The organism is Variovorax sp. 38R, assembly GCF_014843395.1.
Taxonomy (GTDB): Bacteria; Pseudomonadota; Gammaproteobacteria; order Burkholderiales; family Burkholderiaceae_C; genus Variovorax; species Variovorax paradoxus_H.
In genome coordinates this window covers 4,062,941-4,085,404 of sequence record NZ_CP062121.1, presented here as the reverse complement: position 1 = coordinate 4,085,404, position 22,464 = coordinate 4,062,941, and the positions used below count along the sequence as shown (strand labels likewise).

General features: G+C 67.0%; 18 protein-coding genes. 13 read left to right on the top strand and 5 right to left on the bottom strand.

The features are described 5' to 3' along the window. Positions 1-3 precede the first annotated feature (3 nt). The 10 genes from IG196_RS18765 (at position 4) to IG196_RS18720 (ending at position 14,923) form a co-directional block, all read left to right on the top strand. On the top strand, positions 4-3,174 hold the full coding sequence (locus IG196_RS18765; protein ID WP_192192318.1) for a type VI secretion system Vgr family protein: 3,171 nt from the start codon (positions 4-6) through the stop codon (positions 3,172-3,174). 66 nt (positions 3,175-3,240) lie between these two features. Further along, on the top strand, positions 3,241-8,052 hold the full coding sequence (locus IG196_RS18760; RefSeq protein WP_192192317.1) for an RHS repeat-associated core domain-containing protein: 4,812 nt from the start codon (positions 3,241-3,243) through the stop codon (positions 8,050-8,052). Next, positions 8,052-8,297, top strand: a complete 246-nt coding sequence (locus IG196_RS18755) for a hypothetical protein (protein ID WP_192192316.1) — start codon at positions 8,052-8,054, stop codon at positions 8,295-8,297. Before IG196_RS18760 ends, IG196_RS18755 begins: the two co-directional genes overlap by 1 nt. Positions 8,298-8,546: 249 nt before the next feature. Beyond that, positions 8,547-8,822: a hypothetical protein gene (locus tag IG196_RS18750; protein WP_192192315.1), complete on the top strand. Its 276-nt coding sequence runs from the start codon at positions 8,547-8,549 to the stop codon at positions 8,820-8,822. 122 nt (positions 8,823-8,944) lie between these two features. Then, the gene (locus IG196_RS18745) at positions 8,945-9,361 is read left to right on the top strand and encodes a pentapeptide repeat-containing protein (protein WP_225616724.1); all 417 of its coding nucleotides are present in this window, start codon (positions 8,945-8,947) and stop codon (positions 9,359-9,361) included. A 33-nt stretch (positions 9,362-9,394) separates the two neighbouring features. Then, the gene (locus IG196_RS18740) at positions 9,395-9,901 is read left to right on the top strand and encodes a hypothetical protein (RefSeq protein WP_192192313.1); all 507 of its coding nucleotides are present in this window, start codon (positions 9,395-9,397) and stop codon (positions 9,899-9,901) included. 145 nt (positions 9,902-10,046) lie between these two features. Then, entirely contained in the window at positions 10,047-10,751 is a 705-nt protein-coding gene (locus IG196_RS18735; protein WP_192197074.1) for a DUF3348 domain-containing protein, read from the top strand. Between the two features lie 36 nt (positions 10,752-10,787). Further along, on the top strand, positions 10,788-13,610 hold the full coding sequence (locus IG196_RS18730; protein WP_192192312.1) for a DUF802 domain-containing protein: 2,823 nt from the start codon (positions 10,788-10,790) through the stop codon (positions 13,608-13,610). Between the two features lie 4 nt (positions 13,611-13,614). Continuing rightward, positions 13,615-14,274 carry an OmpA family protein gene (locus IG196_RS18725; protein WP_101490305.1) on the top strand — a complete coding sequence of 220 codons (660 nt, stop codon included), beginning with the start codon at positions 13,615-13,617 and terminating at the stop codon, positions 14,272-14,274. Next, positions 14,267-14,923, top strand: coding sequence for a DUF2894 domain-containing protein (locus IG196_RS18720; RefSeq protein ID WP_225616723.1), 657 nt, complete (start codon positions 14,267-14,269; stop codon positions 14,921-14,923). Before IG196_RS18725 ends, IG196_RS18720 begins: the two co-directional genes overlap by 8 nt. Before the next feature lie 7 nt (positions 14,924-14,930). Here IG196_RS18720 and IG196_RS18715 read toward each other — a convergent pair whose 3' ends face one another. The 5 genes from IG196_RS18715 to alkB form a co-directional block, all read right to left on the bottom strand. Beyond that, positions 14,931-15,308 (bottom strand): YkvA family protein, encoded by a 378-nt coding sequence (locus IG196_RS18715; protein WP_192192311.1) that lies wholly within the window; start codon positions 15,306-15,308, stop codon positions 14,931-14,933. Positions 15,309-15,324: 16 nt separating this feature from the next. After that, positions 15,325-15,660 carry a YnfA family protein gene (locus IG196_RS18710; RefSeq protein WP_192192310.1) on the bottom strand — a complete coding sequence of 112 codons (336 nt, stop codon included), beginning with the start codon at positions 15,658-15,660 and terminating at the stop codon, positions 15,325-15,327. A 30-nt stretch (positions 15,661-15,690) separates the two neighbouring features. Further along, on the bottom strand, positions 15,691-17,373 hold the full coding sequence (locus IG196_RS18705; protein ID WP_192192309.1) for an alpha/beta fold hydrolase: 1,683 nt from the start codon (positions 17,371-17,373) through the stop codon (positions 15,691-15,693). Positions 17,374-17,538: 165 nt separating this feature from the next. Then, positions 17,539-19,362 (bottom strand): ABC transporter ATP-binding protein, encoded by a 1,824-nt coding sequence (locus IG196_RS18700; RefSeq protein WP_192192308.1) that lies wholly within the window; start codon positions 19,360-19,362, stop codon positions 17,539-17,541. Between the two features lie 9 nt (positions 19,363-19,371). Beyond that, positions 19,372-20,028: a DNA oxidative demethylase AlkB gene (alkB, locus tag IG196_RS18695; RefSeq protein ID WP_192192307.1), complete on the bottom strand. Its 657-nt coding sequence runs from the start codon at positions 20,026-20,028 to the stop codon at positions 19,372-19,374. A 192-nt stretch (positions 20,029-20,220) separates the two neighbouring features. Between alkB and IG196_RS18690 the strand changes: the two genes are divergently transcribed. The 3 genes from IG196_RS18690 to IG196_RS18680 are packed head-to-tail and all read left to right on the top strand — an operon-like array spanning position 20,221 to position 22,458. Next, complete coding sequence (locus IG196_RS18690) at positions 20,221-20,886, top strand: STN domain-containing protein (RefSeq protein WP_192192306.1); 666 nt, start codon at positions 20,221-20,223, stop codon at positions 20,884-20,886. 7 nt (positions 20,887-20,893) lie between these two features. Next, positions 20,894-21,448, top strand: coding sequence for an RNA polymerase sigma factor (locus IG196_RS18685; RefSeq protein ID WP_099790409.1), 555 nt, complete (start codon positions 20,894-20,896; stop codon positions 21,446-21,448). Next, positions 21,448-22,458 carry a FecR family protein gene (locus tag IG196_RS18680; protein ID WP_225616722.1) on the top strand — a complete coding sequence of 337 codons (1,011 nt, stop codon included), beginning with the start codon at positions 21,448-21,450 and terminating at the stop codon, positions 22,456-22,458. The genes IG196_RS18685 and IG196_RS18680 overlap by 1 nt, the downstream gene beginning before the upstream one ends. Positions 22,459-22,464: the final 6 nt, after the last annotated feature.

The window sequence follows — 22,464 nt, the reverse complement described above, 5'->3', positions numbered from 1 at the left end:
CAAATGGCCGAAGGTATCCAAAGCGGAGGGGCATTTCTCGACCGCCAGCACGACAGGCTGTTGCGCCTGTCGTTCCCCCAGGGCGGCGAGCCTGCGGGTGCGCGGCTCGTCATCAACCGGCTGGACGCGAGCGAAGGCGTGTCGCGCGACTTCGAATACACGGCCGAGCTGCTTTCGAGCAATGCCGATCTGGCGCTCAAAGACCTCCAGGGCAAGATGCTGTGCATCGATCTCGTGCGCGCGGATGGCAGCCTGCGCCACTTCACCGGCATCGTCTTCGCCTTTCGCCTCGTCAAGACCGACGGCAATCTTGCCTTCTATGAAGCCCGTCTCGGCCCCTGGCTGAGATATCTGCGCCTGCGTTCAAACAACCGTCTGTTCCATCGCCAGAACCTGCAAGAGCAGACCCAGGCCATCTTCAACGACTACGACACCCTGCCGCAATGGAAGTGGCAGGTCCGCAGCGAAGACCTCCCCATCACCATGGCCGCCCAAGGCGGAGGTGCCCAAGGCGAGAGCGACCACAACTACCTGCACCGGCGCTGGGAAGCCGCCGGCTACAGCTACTGGTACGAACACACGGCCAAAGGCCACACCCTCGTTCTCGCCGACGACACCACCTTGGCCCAAGCCGTGGACGGATCGACGCCCGACATCCGCTTCCAACGCGAAGGCGGTGCCCAGGAAGAAGACGCCATCCACCAGTGGAGTGCCGCACGCACCCTCGTGTCGGGGCGCACGGCTGTCAGCGCCTTCGACTTCAAGAACCCTCGGCCCCAACACGCCGACACTCCCAGCGGCAACCGGCAAGGCGAAGTCCCTCAGTTGGAAGTGCACGAATACGGCGGCCACCGGCACTTCAAGACCAGCCGCGAAGGCGATGCGCTGGCCAAACGGCGCGTCGAAGAGATCGAAGCCGTAGCCAAGCATTTCGACGTGCGCGGCAACAACCGGCAAGTACTGCCTGGGCGCTACTTTCGCCTCACCGATCACTTCGGGCGCACCCAGGGCACAGGCCCCGAGAGCGAATTCCTGATCCTGGAGATCGAGCACAGCGCCAACAACAACTACCTGCAAGGCGCAGGCGAGCTCGCCCAATACAGCAACCGTTTCACCTGCAGCCGCCGCTTCGTTCCCTGGCGCCCCGGTCGCGGCTTCCACAGCGTGGAGCAGCGCGTGATGGCGCCGCAGACCGCCACCGTGGTGGGGCCGTCCGCCGAAGGCAGCATCCACACCGATGAGTACGGGCGCATCCGGGTGCAATTTCATTGGGACCGCGAAGGCCAGAGCGACGAACGCAGTTCCGCCTGGGTGCGTGTGATGAGCCCATGGGCCGGCGGCGAGACGGGCGCGGTCTCCACGCCCCGCGTCGGCTCGGAAGTCATCGTGCAATGCCTGGACGGCAACCCCGATCACCCGATCGTCATGGGGGTGGTCTACAACGCGCAGCGCATGCCGCCGTGGAAGCTGCCCGAGCAAAAGGCCCTCACGGGTCTCAGAAGCCGTGAACTCGCGGGCGCCAGCGGCAACGAGGCCGGTGGCAAGAGCAACCACCTGCTGCTGGACGACACCGAAGGCAAGATCCAGGCGCAGCTCAAGAGCGACCACGACAGCAGCTCCCTGAGCCTGGGGCACATCACCCGCATCGAAGACAACGCAGGACGCAAGGACGCCCGGGGCCAGGGCTTCGAGCTGCGCACGGACGGCCACGGTGCGATCCGGGCCCAGGACGGACTCCTGATCAGCACCGAGGCGCGCGCCAACGCGCAGGCCCACATCACCGACATGGGCGAGACGGTGCAGCGCCTGACCCAGGGGCGGGATCTGCACGAGGGCTTGAGTGAAGCGGCGCAGCAGGCCAAGGCGCACGAGGCCGGCGACCAGGACGAGGTGACCAAGAGCCTGAAGGCGCAGAACGATGCGATCAAGGGCTCGGGCAGCGGCAACAAGGCCGAGGGCGAGTTCCCCGAACTCAACGAGCCGCATGTGGTGCTGGCCAGCCCTGCGGGAATCGAGGCCACCACGGGTGGTTCGATGCACCTGGTGAGCACCGAGCATCATGCGATCACCAGCGGGGCGCACACCAGCATTGCAGCGGGCAAGAGCTTGCTGGTGAGCGCCAAAGACGCGGTGCGCATCGCCGCCTTCGAGAAAGGCATTCGTCTGGTGGCGGCAGCAGCGGACATCGACATCACGGCACTCAAGAGTTGCATCAATGTCATCGCCAAGCTCGACATCAAGATGGAGGCCAATCGCATCACCATCACCGCCAAGGAAGAGGTGCTGGTCAATGGCGGAACCAGCTACACACGCTGGAACGCGAGCGGCATCGAGAGCGGCACCAACGGCATCTGGCGCGAGCATGCGGCCGTGCACAGCCTGGTCGGCCCCAACAGCAAGGGGTTGCCCAAGCTGCCGGAGCCGACCCAGTTGCCGAAAGGGCAGCTGGATCTGCACAACCACTACATCAAGAGCGATGGCACGCCGCGACAGGCCGTGAAGCAGGGCGAGTACACCGTGGTGGATTCGGAGGGCGGCACCCACAGCGGCAACCTCGATGCCAAGGGTTTTGCGACGGTGTCCGGCTTGCCGATCGGCGGCGCCAAGATCACCTTCGGTCCGGATCCGCGCGATCCCTGGGACGAGGGCAGTTACTTCGGGCCGCCGCACGAATGGCCGCCCAAGCCGCTGGACGAGAAAGCGACGACGAGCGGCGCTGCAGGCGATGCGGGCGCCTTGCCTGCTGCGAACCTGCTGTCGGCCAAGGGTGTTCTCGGCGGCGCCAAGGGCGCGTTGGGGCAGATCGGCCAAGTGGCCGGAACGGCGCAACAAGCCGTTGCGGCCGTCCAGGCCGTGCAGCAAGGCGGCGCGCAGGCACTGTTGGGACAAGCCGGGCAGATCGCCTCTGGCGCAGCGACCCAAGCCATTGGAAAGGCTGTGAGCGGCGCGCTCGGCCCGATGGGGGCGCCTGCGGCAGGCGTGGCCGGCAGCGTGATTGCCGGCGGCATGAATGGCGGGCTGGGGGGCGCAACTGCCGCGGCGCAGAACAGCATGAGCGGTGCGGTGGCGTTGGTCGTCCCCAAGCTGCCTGGCGCATTGCCCAGCCTGCCGACCTTGGGCAGCGTGAACACCGCAACAGCCATGACAGGCAGAACACCCGGCTTCGCAGGTTGACGGCGGCGCAGGCCCGCCGGTTGCGAGGGCCTGAAGAGAACAAATCAGATCGAGGAAGCAAAAAAAATGGCAACGCAGGGACCGCAGGAAACCAAGCCGCGCGAAAAGCAGACCGCGGTCGCGCCGCTCAACGCCATCGCACCGCAGGACATCGGTGCCGGCGCGGCGCGTTTCGACAAGTGGTTGCGCGACATCAGCAACGACTACGTCACGCTGGAGCGCTTGAGCACGGTGGCCGGCAGCTTGCCCGTCATCGGAAACATCATGGCGTTGATCGACGTCATCATGGACATCGTCTTGATCAGCGGACGATTCATCAAGAAGGAGGCCGTTGATTTTCTTGCGTGGGTCAACCTGGGCATCAACCTGATCGGCATCATTCCCGCACCGCCGAGCATGGCGGCTGCCCGCATGAGCCTGCGCCCGGCACTGCACCTCGTCAAACAGCAACTCAAGCACAGCGCCTCCAACATCGGCGACGCGTTGATCTCCGTGTTGGTGATGCACCTCAACGACAAGATCGCGGGCGAGATCGAGAAGTTTGTCGACGGTGCGATGAGCAAGCTCTCGGGCATCCTGAACAATTGCGCTGACAAAGCCGATGGCGTTGTCGACGACCTCATCAGCGTGTTGCGCCGCTGCACCGGCGGCGAAGACCTGTTCAAGATTGCGGGACCCAAGCCCGAGAGGAACACCTACAACCCCAAGAAGGAGAGCATGTGGAACCGCATGCTCGCCGCCGCGGACCGCTATGCCAAACAGGCGGCCAACTACGCCGTCAAGGTGGCGGCCGCACGCCTGCCCGACAAGGCCAAGGCGGTGGTCAACATCGTCATCAGCAGCCTGACCGACTTCAAGGGCGCGCTGCGAGCCAAGTTGATGGCGCTGGCCAGCGCCGAGACCGAGCGCTCGATCATGTGGCTGCTCAAGCGCCTGTTTGCCGCCGTCAAGAAATTCAAGGCCAAGCGTGCCGCTGTCGTTCCGCCCACCAAGGGCACCCAGGCGCAGGCCACCAGGCCGGGTCACGAACTCGGCGCCGTGAACACCCAGGCTGGCGCCACTGGCAGCGGCAACTGTTGCAAGCAGGGGGCTGCCAAGGCCAAGACCCGCAAGTCCATCAGCTTCGCCACAGGCAGCGAGAGCTTCACCCACACGGATTTCGTGTTGTCGGCCACGCTGCCCATCGAATGGAGCCGCACCTACAGCAGCGACCTCGACGCCTATGACCAGGGCGGCCTCGGTGCGCGCTGGCTGATCCCGTACACGACGCGCATCGACGTTGTCGAATCCAAGGGCCGACGCGCACTGGTCTACCGTGCCGCCGATGGTCGCAGCCATGACATCCCCTGGCTGGCCGTCGGTCAAAGCCATCGCAACGCCATCGAGGAATTCAGTGCCACGCGTGTGAGCGACACGCTGCTGGTGCTCGATTTCGGCAAGCCGTTGCCCGCCGGCGAACCGGCCGACTGGCGCGAGAGCTACGAACTCGTCGACACGGTCAGCAGCAAAGCCGCCACCCAAGGCAAGCAGCACTTCCGTCTGGTGGCTCAACATGCCAAGGACGGCGCCGCGATCGGCCTGCGCTACGACCATGCATTGCCTTCCGGCGAGCAGGTGCTGAGCGATGTCGTCAGCAAGCAGGGCGACGTCACGCTCGCGCATGTCGGCATCCGGCCACATGCGATCTCCGGGCGCATCGAGTCCGTCTGGGAACTGAAAGACGGGCAGGTCGTTCGTCAACTCGCCGCCTACACGCACGACGAGGCCGGCGATCTGGTCGCGGCGCAGGACGAGAACGGCGCCGCCTGGGCCTACGAGTACAGCCACCACCTCATCACCCGCTACACCGACCGCACCGGCCGCGGCATGAACCTGGCCTACGACGGCACCGGGGCCCAGGCCAAGGCAATTCGCGAATGGGCGGACGACGGCAGCTTCGACACCCGCCTGGAGTGGGATGAGAACATCCGCCTGACCTATGTGACCGATGCGCTGGGCCAGGAAACCTGGATCTACTACGACATCCTCGGCTACACCTACCGCGTCATTCACCCGGACGAGAACGAGGAGTGGTTCTTCCGTGACGACGCCAAGAACATCACCCGCCATGTGCACGCCGACGGCACCACCGACGACTACGTCTACGACGACGCCGGCAACCTGCAAACCCACACCCAGGCCGATGGCAGCCAGGTCCATTTCGAATACGACAAGCTCAGCCGCCTGACCGGCGTGCGCGATGCCGAAGGCGGTGCCTGGCGGCGCGATTACAACCCGCAGGGTCACCTCACCGAGGAAACCGACCCGCTCGGCCACAAGACCCAATACGCCTACGACAAGGCTGGGCGGCCGGTGCAGATCACCGACGCCAAGGGCGGTGTCAAAAAGCTCGCCTACACCCCGACGGGCGAACTCGCCAGCTACACCGACTGCTCGGGCAAGACGACCACCTGGACCTACGACCCTCAAGGCCGCCTCGCCCAAAGCACCGACGCCGCTGGCCAGGTCACCAGGTACCGCTACACCACGCTCGACGAGCAAACGCTGACGGCGGCCCAGGCGGGTGCCAATCACCCGGGCCAGCTCGAAGAAGTGACGCACCCCGATCAAACCAGCGAGCGCTTGGCCCACGACGCCGAAGGCCGCCTGCTGACGCACACCGACGCCCTGGCGCGAAGCACCCACTACCGCTACGCCGATGCGGGACTCATCGCCGGGCGCACTGACGCTGCAGGTCATGCTCTGAGCTACCACTGGGACCAACTGGGGCGCCTCACTCGGCTCGACAACGAGAACCGCAGCCACTACCTGTTCAAGTACGACCCCGTTGGCCGCCTGCTCGAAGAAACTGGCTTCGATGGCAAGGTGACCCGGTACCGCTACGAAGAAACCAGCGGTGTGCTCACCGAAGTGGCCGAAGCAGGACAGGTCACCCGACTCGCCTTCGACCCCTTGGGGCGACTTGTCGAACGCGAGGCCGCCGCCCAAGCCGAAACCTTCGCCTACGACGGCAACGGCCGCCTCGTCGAAGCCCGGAACCAGGATGCCAAGCTCCAGTGGTTCTACGATCCCGCCGGCAATCTCACCCGCGAGCACCACGCCGACCTTGCCAGGGGGCACACCGCCATCTGGCAGCACCGCTACAACGAACTCAATCAGAGAGTGGGCAGCACCCGTCCCGACGGCCATACCCAGGAGTGGCTCACCTACGGCAGCGGCCATGTGCACGGCCTGCTGCTCGACGGCCAGGACATCCTGAGCCTGGAGCGTGACGACCTGCACCGTGAAGTCGGCCGCCAGCAGCACAACGGCCTGGCCCAGACGCAAACCTACGACCCCGCCGGGCGGCTACTCGAGCAGCAGATCACTCACACGAAACCGGCTCCTGGCACCACAGGCCCCACTGCCGTCGGCATCCGCCGCAGCTATCGCTACGACAAAGCCGGCCAACTCACCGGCATCGGCGACAGCCGGCGCGGGCGGCTGGACTACCGCTACGACCCGGTCGGGCGATTGCTCGAAGCCCAGAGCCAACTGGGCAAGGAAGTGTTCGCCTTCGACCCCGCGGGCAATATTGCCGACCCGGTGCTGAAGGAGCCCGGCACGGCAACGCTCGCGCGTGAACAGCGCGTGGCCCCCGGCAAACTGTTGGACAACTTGCTCAAAGCGTACGCCGGCACGAGCTACAAATACGATGAGCGCGGCAACCTCATCGAGCGCACGAAGAACGGGCAGAAGACCCTCTTCAACTGGGACGGCTTCAACCGCATGGTCAGCGCCAAGAGCGAGGAGGGCACCACGACCTTCCGTTACGACCCGATGGGCCGGCGCATTGCCAAGGCGAGCGGATCGAGAGAGACCCTCTTTGGTTGGGACGGCGACACCATCGCCTACGAAAGCGCAACGCCGCTGGACCCCAGGGCCCGGGAGCAGGCGCACACCGTGCACTACGTCCACGAGAAGGACAGCTTCGTGCCGCTGGTGCAGGTGCGCAGACAGCGCTCCCTTCAGCTGAGCCGCACCACCGACGTGAAGGCGCTGATGCAGGCCAACGGCGGGGCCTACGACATCGAGCAGGACCCGCTATGGAACGGGCAGGGACTGCAGCAAGCCAGCGCCGAGCCGTTCAGGCCTGAAGAAATCGCTTTCTACCAGTGCGACCACTTGGGCACGCCGCAGGAGTTGACCGACTCGGAAGGCCAGGTGTGTTGGAGTGTGAGCTACAAGGCTTGGGGGGAAGCCAAGGAGGTTATCTCCGAAGCGGCCAAGCAGGCGGGCATTGCGAACCCCATCCGGTTTCAGGGTCAGTACTTCGACGAAGAAACTCGACTGCACTACAACCGGTACCGGTACTACGATCCGCATTCAGGGCGATTTGCGAGCAGTGATCCTATTGGGCTATTGGGGGGATTTAATAATCACGCCTACGCTGCCAATCCAATTGAATGGGTTGACCCATTTGGCTTGGTCAACTTGAGGCCGACAGATCCGGCTCGAGGCTCATTGACGACCGTCCAGACACGTTGCTGGTACTTGAGAGAAGAGTCCAGAATTGATGCTCAACTCGGTTGTTGCAAATCTCCCAAAGAAAGGGCGAGATTGGCTCATAAATTGAGAAATGAAGCAAGAATACGCGCCCGTCTTCTGGCCAATGATCCGAAGATGGGGGTCGGTTTGTATATCGGAGGGGAGGCGTCGGCAACGGGTAAGGCAGAGCCGATGCTTAAGTGGAAAGATGCAGTTGCCAAGGCGCAGGCACGCGGCGCAACGGGAAATGATATCTACAAAAGTATTGAGGAGTCCTCTCAGAAATCCAGGGCCTCAGTAAATAAGGTGTTATCTGGTGCGGATTGTGAAAAAGAATTGAGAGGTCTGTGATGAGGAAATTCCATGAACTCACGACTCAGGAAATCGAAAAATCGATCGGCCGATTGAAAAATGAAGGTCTTCTTCTTGAGGAGACGGTTTTTATTGCGGAGGCAGATGTGTTGCGTTGTCGATTTTTGGGGAGACGTGTCAATATCAAGATTGATCTTGCGTATGGTGCGGAGATCGATCCGGTTGATTCGTTTTCCAGCAAGGAAGTCGATGAAATTTCAAGCTTAATACTGACGAGGCTGTGATTTTAAATTTCGAATGGCTGCTGGGGAGATCTGAGATTCTGTATGGTATTCGATTTGAAGAATTTCAAAGTTCTGTTTTGCCAATTGAAATTTCCGTCTTGTTATATCAAAAGGGCGAGGGGTTGAATGGTCAGGATATTGGTTCATCTTCATGCAAGCGACATCCCGAGCAGTGTTGAGTTCTATGAAAAGTTCGGATTTACCCTTGCTGGTGATGATGTTGATGGATCTGGAGTCAGAATCGCAAGAATGACTCACAGCGCCGCACCGTTTTTGGTCCTGAATTTTCGTGACAACAGCTGTTTGCTTGGCACCTACAAAGAGGTCGATGGCACGGACCTTCCCGTGGTGGCATTCGGTTTAATTTCTTCTTGGGATGAAGATTTCTTTGGCTGGCAGAATTTGATATTCGAGAGCTTCAGTGATCTTGTTGTCAAGCACGTTTCTCAGCCCTATGGAGAATGGATTTATTTGAAAGATCCTGCTGGAAATAACATCTTGTTTTCCAATTCTGATTTTTATTGAGATCCAAAGCGCACTGATGCGTCGCCACCCATGAGCCAAAGCCCATGCCCTCCCAAATAATCATCCAAAACCACAACCTCTGGCGCAAAGGCGCCGGTGGTGCCCCCGCAGGTCTTGCTGGCATGGCCGACAGCTATGCCTACGCCGGCCTGGACCTGAACCTCGCCCAGTTCGCCGCCACTGCCTTCACTGGCACCAGCTTTGCTGCGTGCACGTTCAAGCAGGCCGGCTGGACCGGATGCCAGTTCTCAGGCTGCACCTTCACCACGTGCGACTTCGAGGGCATTTCCATCTCAGGGTGCACGTTCTCCAACTGCACCTTCTCGCAGTCACAGTTCCAGCAAAGTCGGCTCAGCGCCTGTCAGTTCGACAACTGCCAGTGGAATGGCTTGAATTTCGACGGGGGTCACTGGTCCGACGTCGCGGTGCTCGGATGCACGGGCACCACGGTTCAGGCCGATGGCCTGCGCGGAGAACATGTGGACTTCACTGGCAGCTACTTCGAGCACTTGGAGATGCGCAACGCGCAAATCAATTGAGGTCGACAAGCGGCGCGAACTTTCGGAGCTTCCATGCCAAGAGGCACCCCCAACCCCAATCCCATGTATGGAATCTACGGCTATGACGACTATTGGAGCGTCGATATTCGCCGCAACAAGGTGCGCATGGTCAAGGCGTTCTACTTCAACACCCACGGCGGTCGCGAGGGCGCATTGGCGCATGCCCAAGCCCATCGGGATCAGTTCGTGCGCGAACACTTGCCGGTCTTGAAGCGAGAGATCGCTCAGCGGGTGCGGCGTGACAACAAGAGTGGTGTGGCGGGGGTGTATTTCCGCGAGGAGCCGGGCGGGAAGAATCCGATGTGGATCGCGATGACCAGAGTCAGTCCGGAGAAATCGGTCAGCAAGGCTTTTTCAGTTGGGCGATACGGGCCGCGGGCGCGAGAACTGGCAATTGCCGAACGACAAAAGCAACTCGAGCAGATGACGGGATACGCTTCGCGTCATCCAGCGGATGGATCGACGTCAGCGTTGATCACCAAGCACCCGTCGAACCCGACAGCGACCACTCCATGCTGATCGCGGCGGGGCGGCGAAGCCCCGATTTCCTCGATTCCCGTCACACACCGTTTCACTTTTCCAGCGCTTCGTGTGCACCAGTTCACAGAGGGAAAGCCGCCAGTTGACCGGTGTAAACTGCCCGGTTTTCTCCCCCTCTCTCGGTATGGTGCAAGTGTCACGGCGCACAGGCTTCACCGGCTCGGCGCTCACTCGCTTGCTCGCTCAATTGAGCGACACCGACGTTCCCGAATCCAGGCAAGCCCTCGCGGATCGTTTGAGTCAGTGGTTCAGCTGGACCGATGCCATCTCCTTGTCAGCAGCTTTGGATTCCGATCTGGGCGTCGCCGTGTCCGGCGTCCGGGCGTCCGAGGGTGCCGAGGAGGCGCAGGAGTGCGCGCGCCTGAAGGCAGTGCTGGCCAAGGCCAATGCGGACGGCGGCGTGGCCTCGGTGCTGCCGGGCGCGAACGACGACTTTCCGCCGTACCGCCGCCGCTACTTCACGCGGCAACAGGCCATGGAAACCGCCATCGAACCGCTGCGTGCGCGCCTGCGGGCCCGGCTCGCGACCCGTTCGCCCGAGCTGGCCCGGCTGGCCGCGGTGGACGCCATCCTGGAACAGGTGGTGGGCGCCCGCGAGCGCAGCCTGCTGGCGAGCGTGCCGACGCTGCTGGAGAAACATTTCAAGCGCTTGCGTGATGCCGCCCAGGCCACCCAAGACGCCAACCCCGACACCCCCCAGCCGCCACCGACCGCCGCCGGCGGCTGGCTGAACGTGTTCGGCCGCGACATGCAAAGCGTGTTGCGGGCCGAGCTGGACATTCGCATGCAACCGGTCGAAGGCCTGCTCGAAGCCCTTCGCGCCCGCTAGCCTGCAGCCCCCCAAGAGACAAGACAACAAGCTTCCATGAACAGATTTTTCCATTACGCCGTCTTCCTCGTGGGCCTGGCCGTCGTGTGCTGGGTCGGTGCCAGCTACATCGGGCACAACCCGCTGGCCCTGGTGATCACGGCGCTGATCGGCGCGTTCTACCTGATGGGTGCGCTGGAGCTGCACCGCTTCCACCAGGCCACCAGCACGCTGTCGCGCGCGGTGAACGACCTGTCGGCGCCGCTGACGAGCCTCGGCGATTGGCTCGCGAACCTGCACCCCTCGCTGCGCAACGCGGTGCGCCTGCGCATCGAAGGCGAGCGCGTCGGCCTGCCGGGCCCGGCGCTCACGCCGTACCTTGCGGGCCTGCTGGTGCTGCTGGGCATGCTGGGCACCTTCCTGGGCATGGTGGTCACGCTCAACGGCACCGGGCTCGCGCTCGAAAGCGCGACCGACGTGCAGGCCATCCGCAACTCGCTGTCGGCGCCCGTGCGCGGCCTGGGCCTGGCCTTCGGCACCTCGGTGGCGGGCGTGGCCGCATCGGCCATGCTGGGCCTGGCTTCGGCGCTGTGCCGCCGCGAACGCCTGCTGGCCGGGCAGGCGCTCGACACGCAGATCGCCACGTCGCTGCGCGGCCATTCGCTGGCGCACCGCCGCGAAGAGTCGTTCAAGCTCATGCAGCAGCAGGCGCACGCGATGCCCGCGCTGGTCGACCAGCTGCAGGCCATGGTGGCCGCGATGGACCGCCAGAGCCAGTCGCTCAACGAACGCCTCGTCGCCAGCCAGGACAACTTCCACCAGAAGACCGAAGCCGCCTACACGGGGCTCGCCGCATCGGTCGATCGTTCGCTCAAAGACAGCCTGGCCGACAGCGCCCGCATCGCCGGCGAAACGATCCAGCCCGTGGCGAAGGTGATGCCCGAACTGGTCGGCCAGCTGCAGACCATGATGGCCGCGATGGAGCGCCAGACCCAGACGCAGAACGACCGCCTCGTCGCCAGCCAGGACAGCTTCCACCAGAAGGCCGAAGCCGCGTACAGCGGGCTGGCCGCATCGGTCGACCGCTCGCTGAAGGACAGCCTGGCCGACAGCGCCCGCATCGCCGGCGAAACCATCCAGTCCGTGGCAAAGGTGATGCCCGAACTGGTCGGCCAGCTGCAGACGATGATGGCCGCGCTGGAGCGCCAGAGCCAGTCGCAGAACGACCGCCTCGTCGCCAGCCAGGACAGCTTCCACGAGAAGGCCGAAGCCGCGTACAGCGGGTTGGCCGCATCGGTCGATCGCTCGCTGAAGGACAGCCTCACCGACACCGCCCGCATCGCCGGCGCGACGATCCAGCCCGTGGTTGAGGCGGCCATGCTCGGCATCGCGCGCGAAGCAGCGTCGTTGCAAGGCGGCATGGCGCAGGCCGTCGAACGGCAACTCGAAGGCCTCACGGGCCGCTTCGAGGCCTCGACCGCCGGCGTGGCCGACACCTGGAAGGCCGCGCTGGCCGAGCACGAGCGCGCGAGCGGGGCGCTGTCGACCGACCTGCGCGGCACGCTCGAACGCTTTGCCGAAACCTTCGAGCAGCGCTCGGCCGCGCTGGTCGACGGCGTGTCCGCTCGCCTCGAAAGCACCGTGGGCAGCGTGTCCGACACCTGGGGCAGCGCGCTCGCGCAGCACCAGCGCGTCAGCGAAAAACTGTCGGGCGATTCGCACCAGGCGCTCGCCGCCGCGGCCGCCACCTTCGAACAGCACTCGGCTTCGCTGCTGCGCACCGTGGGCGAAGCGCACACCAGCCTGCAGACCGAACTGGCGGCGCGCGATGCGCAGCGGCTGTCGGCCTGGAGCCAGTCGCTCGAAGCCATGGCCGCGTCGCTGCAGAAGGAATGGCAGCAGGCCGGCGCGCACACGCTGAGCCAGCAACAGCAACTGAGCGACACGCTGGCGCAGGCTGCGCGCGACGTGTCGACGCAGGCCGAAGCACATGCCAAGCAGACCGTCGCCGAGGTCGCGCAGTTGCTGCAGGCCGCATCAGACGCGCCCCGCGCCGCCGCGTCGCTGCTCGACACCGTGCGCGAGGCGCACGCCAACCTGCAGACCGAACTCGCCACGCGCGACGCGCAACGCCTCGCGGCCTGGAGCGGGTCGCTCGAGACCATGGCTGCGTCGCTGCAGAAGGAATGGCAGCAGGCCGGCGCACACAGCCTGAGCCAGCAGCAACAGATGAGCGAGACGCTCGCGCAAACGGTGCGCGACATGTCGGCGCAGGCCGAGGCCAATGCCAAGCAGACCGTCGCCGAAGTCGCGCAGCTGCTGCAGGTGGCGGCCGAAGCACCGAAGGCCGCGGCCGACGTGATCGCCGAGCTGCGCCAGAAACTGTCCGACGGCATGGCGCGCGACAACGACATGCTCGAAGAGCGCAGCCGCATCCTCGGCACGCTCGAGACCTTGCTGGGCGCGGTGAACCACGCCTCGACCGAACAGCGCAGCGCCATCGATGCGCTCGTCACGGCCTCGGCCGACATGATGGAGCGCGTGGGCAGCAGCTTCACCGAGAAGGTCGAGAGCGAGACCGAGAAGATGGCCGGCATCGCCGCGCAGATCACCGGCGGTGCGGTCGAGGTGGCGAGCCTGGGCGAGGCCTTCGGCTTCGCCGTGCAGCGCTTCGGCGAATCGAACGACAAGCTGGTGGCGCATCTGCAGCGCATCGAAGGCGCGCTGGGCAAATCGCTGGCGCGCAGCGACGAGCAGCTGGCCTACTACGTGGCGCAGGCGCGCGAGGTGATCGACCTGAGCATCATGTCGCAGAAGCAGATCGTCGAAGACCTGCAGCAGTTCGCAAGCCGCCAGACGGCCGTGGGCAGCGAGGCCTGACGTGATGCGCGACGAGATCGACCTCGACGCCGGCCTGGAGCCGACCGTCCCCGTGTGGGCGGTGTTCGGCGACCTGATGGCGGGCATGCTGGGCGCGTTCGTGCTGATCCTGGTGTGCGTGCTCGGCATGCAGCTGGATCTGGCGAGCCGCCTCGAAACCGAGGTGCAGCAACGCCGCGCCGAATCGCAGCGCCGCGAGGCGCTCGAACAGGCGCTGGCCGGCCCGCTCGCCGCGGGCCGCGTGACGCTCAACAACGGCCGCATCGGCATCAGCGGCAGCGTGCTGTTCGCCTTCAACTCCGCCGACCTGCAACCCGGCGGCCGCCAACTGCTGAAAAGCCTGGCCGGCCCGCTGGGCGCCTACCTGAAGACGCGCGACGAGATCCTGATGGTGAGCGGCTTCACCGACGACAGGCAAATGCGCGACGGCGCACGTATGTTCGCCGACAACTGGGAGCTGTCCGCCCAGCGCGCGCTCACCGTGACGCGTGCGCTGATCGAAGAGGGCGTGCCCTCGTCGTCGGTGTTCGCTGCCGCATTCGGCGCCGAGCAGGCCGTGGCCTCGAATGGCGATGCCGAAGGCCGCGCGAAGAACCGGCGCGTGGAGATGGCGCCGACGCCCCGGCCCAAGAACACACCCGACGCTGCGAAGCCCCGTGAGTAACGACACGGCGCCCGACGATCAGGTCGACGCCGTCGCGGCGCTCGACGCCTGGCGTGCGCGCGGCGACGACCGCTTCGACCCGGTGCGCTTCCGCTTCATCGAGGCGATGGCGCAGCGCGCGGCGGCACACGAGGGCGAGGCGCGTCGTCTGCTCGATGCGCGGCTGGCCAGCCTCATGGCGACCTACCGCGCCGATCTCGACAAGGTCGCACCCGAGGCAGAAGCGCCGACAGAAGCGCCGCTTCACACCGCGCTCGCAGAGCTGATGCTGCACATCGCCCAGCTCGCGCCGTTGCCGCCTCCAACTGACGCAACAGCGACCGACGGCGATGCCGTGCCCAGTCTGTCGACCGCGCCCGAGCTCAAGACGCTGAGCTATTTCCGCAGCACCTGGTCGAAGCTCGCCGCCGACCAGCGCGTGACGCAATCGCTCGCCAAGGTGCCGAAGAACGCCGGCCCGCTCAACACGCATCACCTCGTGCAGCGCGCGCTCACGCTGATGCGCGACCTGTCGCCGCAGTACCTGCAGCGCTTCATGGCGCACGTCGATGCGCTGCTGTGGATCGAGCAGGTGAACGCCGCCGCCGAGGCCGCGCGCGTGGCGCGCACCGAGAGCCCGCGCAAGAGTTCGCGCAGCCGCGCCGGTTGACGGCCGCTCAGCGCGGCCAGAGCCACCAGGCCAGGCCGGCCGCCACCAACAACCAGATGCCGATGACCAACGCCATACCGACCTTGCTCGTCGGCCGGCTGCCCGTGCGCGCCATCCAGTCTTCGGCGCGCTCGCGGCTGCGTGCGATGACCTCGGGCGGCAACAGCCGCACCGCAAGCCAGATCAGCGCGGGCAGCAGCAGCACGTCGTCGAGATAGCCGAGCACGGGAATGAAGTCGGGAATCAGGTCGATGGGGCTCAGCGCGTAGGCCACGGTGAACCAGCACAGCGCCTTCGGCAGCCACGGCGTGGCGGGGTCGCGGCAGGCGAACCAGAGGGTGACGGCGTCGCGCTTGATGCGGCGTGCCCAGTCCCGAAGATTCATGGCGAACACGAAGTCATCAACCCGCGCTGCGCGGCCCGAACATGATGATGCCCATGCCGACGAAGCACACGGCCACGCCGACCCAGTCGCTGGTGGACGGCGTCACCTTGTCCACCGCCCAGAGCCACAGGATGGCCACGCCGATGTAGACCCCGCCATAGGCCGCATACACGCGGCCGGCAGCAGTCGGGTGTAGCGAGAGCAGCCACGCGAAGAGCGCCAGGCTCAGCGCCGCGGGCACCAGCAGCCAGATCGACTGACTCTGCTTGAGCCACAGGTAGGGCAGGTAGCAGCCGACGATTTCCGCGAGCGCGGTCGCGACGAAGAGTCCGAGGGTCTTGAGCAGGTCCATGGCCGCCATTGTGGCGGTGGCCTGTCGATCTCAGGGCTGTCGTCCGGGCCCCGTGCCCGGGCGCGACGACGGCTCCCACACATCGGGCGTGGTGGCGACCAGCGACTTGAAATCTTTCCACGGCCGCGCGCCCGGCACGGCGCGTCCGCCGACGATCACGACCTTGGCGTAGGCCACCATGCGCTCGCGCAGGTAGCGGCGTTCGGACTCGGGCCAGGTCTCGATGGCGTGCGGGCCGCGCGACAGCACGATCTCCTTCACGCCGCGGATGCGGTTGTAGGCGGCCACGGTGCCCTCGAGCGATTCGGCGCGGTCCCACAGGCCCTTGCCGAAGAAGGCGGCGGGCCAGCGGTCCATGCCCGCGAGCGTGGCGGAGTTCGGATAGAAAAGGATGTGATGGTCCGCCGCCATGCCGCCCAAAAACAGGTTGCGGTCGGCCAGGTCGGGCGCATCGGGCAGGTAGCCCGCGCCGCTGGCGAACGACGACAGCAGGATGGCGCCGCGGATGTTGCGCCAGCCGCGCGCCGGCGTGCAGTTGGGCACGGGCATGTCGAAGCTGCAGGCGGCCACGTAGTTGCGCGTGAGGGCCCAGGCGGTCGACATCGAGCCGCGCGAGTAGCCGCCGAGCACCAGCGGAATCTCGCTGGCCTTCTGGCCCGCGAGCAGGCGCCCGCGTGCGGCGTTGCCTTCGAGCAGCTGGCCCGAGGGCGTGAGCAGCCGCAGGCCCTGGCCGTGTTCGAGCTGCGAGAGCACGCGGAACACGTCTTCGCCTTGCTCCAGCGTGTTGGTGTCGCTCACGCCGCCCGACAGGCCTTCGCCGCGCCGGTCGTAGGCCAGCACGTCGAAGCCGGCCTGGTTCAGCGCGTGCAGGTTCTCGCGCCACCAGCGCTGGCCCATGGCCTCGGTGGTGCCGTTGGGGAAAGACACCGGCACGGCCTTGCCGCTGGCGGCGTCGATGCGGTAAGCCACTTCGTCCGGATGCTGGATGGCCGTGAGTTGCCCGCCGCCGCCCGCCGCCATGACCGCGAGGGCGCGCACCTTGCGGCCGTGGCCGTCGTCCACGCCCGCGCCTTCGAGGTACCAGCCGCGCAGCTTGATCGGGTCGGCGAGCTTCAGGTCGAGCCGCTCGAAGGTGTCGCGCGGCACGGTGAACTCGACGACGTGGGTGCGTGCGTCGGCCTCGGCAATGCCCTCGCGATAAGGCGCCTTCGCGAAGAAGGCGGGGCGACGGATCTGCTTCAGGTCGACCTTCGGGCTGTCGGCATCGATGCGCCCGACCGGGTCGACCGCGCCGGTCACGCGCGTGGCGCGGGCCTTGTTGGGTGGCAGCCAGCGCTGCATCTGCGCGGTCAAGCGCGTGAAGCAGTCTGGCTCGGCCTTGCAGGTGCGCCAGCGCGCCTTGAGCTGGTCGTCGGTGAACTGGCCCACGTGGTAGTCGCCGCCCGCGTAGTTGGTGGGCACCGGGTAGGCGCTCATGAGCACGGGCACGCACACGCGCGGGCCGCCGGCGTTCACGGCGGTGCCGGCCTGCGGCAGCAGGTACCCGCCCACCCGCGCGTTGCGGTCGGCGCCGACCCAGGCGACGCAGTCGGTCTGCGGCGGCTTGCTGGCGGCGGCCTGCCGCTGCTCGGCTGTGCTGCTGGTGGTGCAGGCCGACAAACCCAGCAGGGCGCCTAGCAGGGCAAGCGAAAGGGTGGCACGGGAAGGGCGCATGAGGCAGGGAACGCTCGCGGAAAGAAGGACCATGCGATTGGAACGCAGCCGGCGCGCAAAACAAGTCCGCGCAGGGCCAGACGTGAACAAATGGATGCCGATACTGTTGCAGAAGACGTGCCAGCGCGGCGGGTGCGAAAGCCGCCTTCTGGCGCAGGAGGGGTCCTACTGCTTGTTACCGGCCGCAGCTTCCCGAAGCATCGGCTGGCGCGCCAGCACCTCGTCGCGCGGACCGTGGTCGCGCACGTGGCCGGCTTCCATGAGGATCACCGTGTCGAAGCGGTCGAGCAGGCTCAGCCGGTGCACCGACGCGATCACGCAGGCCTGTGGAAACGCCGCCGCAATGCGCTCCAGCACGCGCGCCTCGGTGGCGGCGTCGAGCGCGCTGGTCGGCTCGTCGAGCAGCAGCAGCGAGCTGCCCTCGGCCGCGAGCACGCCGCGCGCCAGGCACAGCCGCTGGCGCTGTCCGCCCGACAGGTTGAAGCCGCGTTCCGAGATCGCGCTGTCGAGGTCGCCGCGCGTGGCCTGCAGCACCTCGTCGAAGGTGCTCGTGTGCAGCGCGGCGCGCAGGCGCTCGTCGTCGCAGGGGCGGCCGAAGGCCAGGTTCTCGCGCACGCTGGCCTCGAACAGCTCGGTCTCCTGAGGGATCAGCGTGGCGAGCTGGCGCAGCCGCGTCCAGTCGGTCGGCACGCCGTCGAGCGCCAGCGTGCCGCCGTGCGGCGCATACAGGCCGGCCAGCACGCGCAGCAGCGTGCTCTTGCCGCCGCCGCTCGGACCCACCAGTGCCACGCGCTGGCCCCGGTGCAACGAGAGCGCCACGTCGTGCAGGCCGCTGCGCGTCGGTGCCGCCGGGTCGTCGGCAATGGTGCCGCCGCCGCGCGGGGCGTGGTGCCATTGCAGCTGTTCGACCTGCAGCTGCGTCCACGGCGCTCCAGCGTCGATGCGTTCATGCGCCGGCACTTTTTCGGGCGGGGCCTCGAGCGTGGCACTCGTCGGCGCGTGCCAGATCGGCTCGGCGCTGCTGTAGTCGGTGTGCATGCGCGCAAAGAAACTGAAATTGGCCGCCACTGACGTGACGACACCTGCTGCCTGCTGCGCGTACTGGTAGATCATGAACACCGCGCCCAGCATCACGGCCTGGCCCGGCGCGCGCGCCTGCCACACGTAGATCACCACCAGGCCCCAGGTCAGCGCCAGACCCATCAGGTCGACCGCGAACCACTTGCCTTCGTTGAGCACCACGGTGCGTTTCAGCGGCAGCGAAACGGCCGCCATGCGACGGCGCAGCAACAGGCGCGACGCGCCCTGCAGCCGCAGGCCGATGACGGTCGAGGCGTTGCCCAGAAAGTCGAGCAGCGCGGCCACATAGCGGCGGTCGGCGTCGTTCTCGGCGCGCGCAAGCTTCATGAGCGCGCGGTCGATGCGCACGATCACCACGCCGATCAGCAGATAGCCTGCGAGCGCCGTCACGCCGCTGGTGCGCGACAGCAGCGCCAGCGCCACCAGCGGCCCGACGAAGTTGACCGCGTTGGTGAGCCAGATGAACTGGTTCTGCGCGAAGTCCGCGAGCGCGCGGCTGGCCTGGTGCACGCGGTGCTGCAGCTCGCCCGAGTGGTGGCTGTCGTGCCAGGCGAGCGGCGCCGCGGCGATGCGCGCATAGAGCTGGTCGGCCAGCGTCTCGCGCACCTTCAGGCCCACGTTGCGCTCGAGGATGCGGCCCGGGCCGTGCAGCGCCCACGCGCCGACGTACACGGCCGCGAGCGTGGCGATCCAGCGGCCCGCCGCGGGCAGGTCGCCGCGTTGCAGCGCGTTGATGGCCTGGCCCGCGAGGTAGGGCAGCGAGAGGCGGATCAGCTGCGAACTCGCGAGCAGCGCGGTGGCGCCGAGCAGTTGCGCACGCGCACCGGCGGCGAAGTGCCACAGCGCGGCGTAGAGCGCACGGATCGCGCGGCCGGGGGATTCGGTAGGGGTGGTCGTCGTGTCTGTCATGCGTGCGCGTCAGCCCGCCTTGCGGAAGGTGAGGTTGATGCGCTGCGCGCCCAGTTGGGCTTCGAGCGGATGCGGCATGTCTTTCAGCGGCAGTACGCCATGAAAGCGCAGCCGGTCCACGCCGCCCCACACCACCACGTCGCCGTGCGTCAAGGGGATGCGCGCGGTCTTGTCGCTGCGTGCGAGCCCGCCGAACTGGAACACCGCCGGCATGCCCAGCGACACCGACACGATCGGCGCGCCGTGGTCGCGCTCGTCGCGGTCCTGGTGCAGCGAGAGCCGGCTGCCCGGCTGGTAGCGGTTGACCAGGCAGGCGTCGGGCGCAAAGCCGTCGAAGCCCGCCAGCGCCGCCGCGTCGCGCGCGAGCCGTGCAAAGGCCTCGGGCATCGCAGGCCAGGGCACGCCGCTGTCGGGGTCGACCGCGCTGTAGCGGTAGCCGCGCCGGTCGCTGGTCCAGCCGAGCGCGCCGCAGTTGGTCAGCGCGACCGACATGGCGAAGCCGCCCGGCGTGACCAGGTGACGGAACGGCGCGCGCGCGGACACGTTGGCGATGGCCGCGAGCAGCGCGTCGACGCGCGGCAGTGCAAAGCCCGGCAGCACGAAGGCGGCCGGGCCGATCGGCTCGCGCGCGGCGCGCGGCGGGGCGTCGAAGAGGTCGAACGTCATGGGCGCATTGTCGCCAGCGGCAGGCGCGGTTCGGACCGTGGCTCGCGCCTGCCATGCATTCAAGCTGTCACAAAGCGTCACTAGCATTCCGAGCACCAAAGCAGTACCTGGCACCGGCCCGGCGCCTGCGATTCCTCCTTCGTCACAGGACCCGGCATGTCTCGCGTTGCTCGGTCACGGTGGGTGTGTGTCTTGACCCTGATCCTCGGAATTCTGTCCCTCGCGGCCGTGTCGCATGCCGGCGAGCCTGCGCCATCGCCCGATGCGGCGGGGCGCATCGCCTTCGACCTGCCGGCTCAGCCGCTGGCCACCGCCGTGCAGGTCTATGCGCAGGCGACGGGGCAGTCCGTGTTCTTCGACGGACAGCTCACCGCCGGCCTCGAATCCGCGCCGCTGCACGGCGTGTTCACGCCGCGCGAGGCGCTGCAGCGCCTGCTGGCCGGCACGCGGCTGGCCGCGCGCCACACCGATGCGCGCACCTTCACGCTGGTCGAGGCCGAGGCGGCGCCGCCTGTGGTCGTGACGGCACCGACCGCGCCTGCCGTTGCCATGTCGTCGCGCGATGCCCGCGTGGTGCAGCAAACCCTGGAGCGCACGCTGTGCCGCTGGCCGCATGCACGACCTGGCACCTACCGCGCGCTCGTGCAGCTGTGGGTCCGGCCGAGCGGCCATGTGCGGCGCACGCGGCTGCTCAGTTCCACCGGCCTCGCGCAGCGCGACGCGGCACTCGAAGCCGCAATGAACACCCTGGTGCTCGACCGTCCGCCCGAAGGCGAGGCCGACCAGCCGCTGACCGTGCTGCTGCTGCCGCGCACCGGCGACCGCCCCGACGTCTGCGACGCAGCGGTTTCTCCCTGAGCACGCCGTGGAACAGGACACCCCCGGCTTTCTGCGCAGCCTGCTGACCAGCCGCTACATCGAGTTCCGCAACCGGCTGCGCCGCCGCCTGGGGTCGGATGAGCGGGCCGACGACGTGCTGCACGAAACCTGGCTGCGCGTGCAGCGTATGAGCGACCCCGGCCCGGTGCAAAGCCCCATGGCCTACCTGCTGCGGATCGCGTCGAACGTGGCGGAAGACCGGCGCATCTCCCACGGGCGCCTGCTCGATTTCGTCGAGGTCGAGGAGCTGCTGCACTTTTCCGACGACAGCCACGACCCGGCCCGCGTCTCGGAGGCGCGCAGCGAAGTGCAGGCGTTGGAGCGCGCACTCGAAGAGCTGCCGCGCCGCCGCCGCGACATCTTCATCGCCTCGCGCGTGGACGAGACGCCGCATGCCGACCTCGCGCGGCGCTACGGCGTGTCGGTGCGCATCGTCGAGCGCGAAGTGAAGGCCGCGCTGGTGCATTGCGCGGGCCGTTTGGGACGCGATGTGATCCAGCGGTTCGGTCCCGGTGCGGGAAAACAGTCTGAGAAAACATGATGGCTGTTCCCACTCCGGCCGACCGCGAACGCGCCGCACTGGAAACGCAGGCGCACGACTGGCTCGTGCGCCTGACCTCCGGCCGCGCCACCACCGGCGACGCGCAGGATTTCCGCCGCTGGTGCGCCCGCAGTCCGCAGCATGCGCAGGCCATGGCGGAGGCAACGCGGCTGTGGGACCTGACCCGGCCCGCCGCCGAAGCGGTGGCACAGCGCATGCCCGTGATGGACACGCCACCGCGCGCGGCCATCGCCGTGCCGCGCCCACCCGCGTTCGGCCGCCGTCAGTTCCTCGGCGCCGCGCTCGCAGCCGGTGCCGCCGCCTTCGTGGTGGTGCGCCCGCCGGCCGGCCTGTGGCCTGCGCTGTCCGACATGACGGCCGACTACCGCACCGGCACCGGCGAGCAACGCCGTGTGGTGCTGGCCGATGCGGCCGCGGTGGTCGAGATGAACACGCAGACCAGCCTCAACCTCGCGCGCGGTGCCGAGGGCGAGCTGCCGGTGCTCGACATGCTCGGCGGCGAGGCGCAGGTGATGCTCGATGCGGCGCGGCGCGCAACCTTCACCATGACGGTGGGCGGCGCGCGCCTCGTGGCCGCGGCGGCCAGCCGCTTCAACGTGCGCGCCACGGGCGGCGAGGTGTGCGTGACCTGCTTCGCGGGCTCGGTCGAGCTGCGCGATGGCGAGCGTGTGCTGGTGGCCGGCGAGGCGCAGCAGATCCGCTACGGCGGCCGGCGCGAGGCCGAGGTGGCGCGCGCGCCCGACCTCGCGGCCGTGGGCGCCTGGCGCGAGCGCGTGCTGGTGTTCGACGACACGCCGCTCGCGGCGGTGGTCGACGAAATCAACCGCTACCGCCCGGGCCGCCTCATCGTCACGCGGGCCGAACTCGGACGCCGCAAGGTGCAGGCGCGGCTGCGGCTGGACGAGTTGCCGCATGTCGAGACGTTGATCGCCGTGAGCTACGGAGCGAAGCTCACATCGCTGCCTGCCGGCATCGTGCTGCTCGGATAGCCGCGC

Bases quoted from the DNA above. Each gene is read 5' to 3' on its own strand.
- IG196_RS18740 (WP_192192313.1), top strand. From the start codon at position 9,395: ATGCCAAGAGGCACCCCCAACCCCAATCCCATGTATGGAATCTACGGC.
- IG196_RS18750 (WP_192192315.1), top strand. From the start codon at position 8,547: ATGACTCACAGCGCCGCACCGTTTTTGGTCCTGAATTTTCGTGACAAC.
- IG196_RS18735 (WP_192197074.1), top strand. From the start codon at position 10,047: ATGGTGCAAGTGTCACGGCGCACAGGCTTCACCGGCTCGGCGCTCACT.
- IG196_RS18725 (WP_101490305.1), top strand. From the start codon at position 13,615: ATGCGCGACGAGATCGACCTCGACGCCGGCCTGGAGCCGACCGTCCCC.
- IG196_RS18760 (WP_192192317.1), top strand. From the start codon at position 3,241: ATGGCAACGCAGGGACCGCAGGAAACCAAGCCGCGCGAAAAGCAGACC.
- alkB (WP_192192307.1), bottom strand. From the start codon at position 20,028: ATGACGTTCGACCTCTTCGACGCCCCGCCGCGCGCCGCGCGCGAGCCG.
- IG196_RS18680 (WP_225616722.1), top strand. From the start codon at position 21,448: ATGGCTGTTCCCACTCCGGCCGACCGCGAACGCGCCGCACTGGAAACG.
- IG196_RS18715 (WP_192192311.1), bottom strand. From the start codon at position 15,308: ATGAATCTTCGGGACTGGGCACGCCGCATCAAGCGCGACGCCGTCACC.
- IG196_RS18730 (WP_192192312.1), top strand. From the start codon at position 10,788: ATGAACAGATTTTTCCATTACGCCGTCTTCCTCGTGGGCCTGGCCGTC.
- IG196_RS18700 (WP_192192308.1), bottom strand. From the start codon at position 19,362: ATGACAGACACGACGACCACCCCTACCGAATCCCCCGGCCGCGCGATC.
- IG196_RS18710 (WP_192192310.1), bottom strand. From the start codon at position 15,660: ATGGACCTGCTCAAGACCCTCGGACTCTTCGTCGCGACCGCGCTCGCG.
- IG196_RS18705 (WP_192192309.1), bottom strand. From the start codon at position 17,373: ATGCGCCCTTCCCGTGCCACCCTTTCGCTTGCCCTGCTAGGCGCCCTG.
- IG196_RS18765 (WP_192192318.1), top strand. From the start codon at position 4: ATGGCCGAAGGTATCCAAAGCGGAGGGGCATTTCTCGACCGCCAGCAC.
- IG196_RS18745 (WP_225616724.1), top strand. From the start codon at position 8,945: ATGGCCGACAGCTATGCCTACGCCGGCCTGGACCTGAACCTCGCCCAG.
- IG196_RS18755 (WP_192192316.1), top strand. From the start codon at position 8,052: ATGAGGAAATTCCATGAACTCACGACTCAGGAAATCGAAAAATCGATC.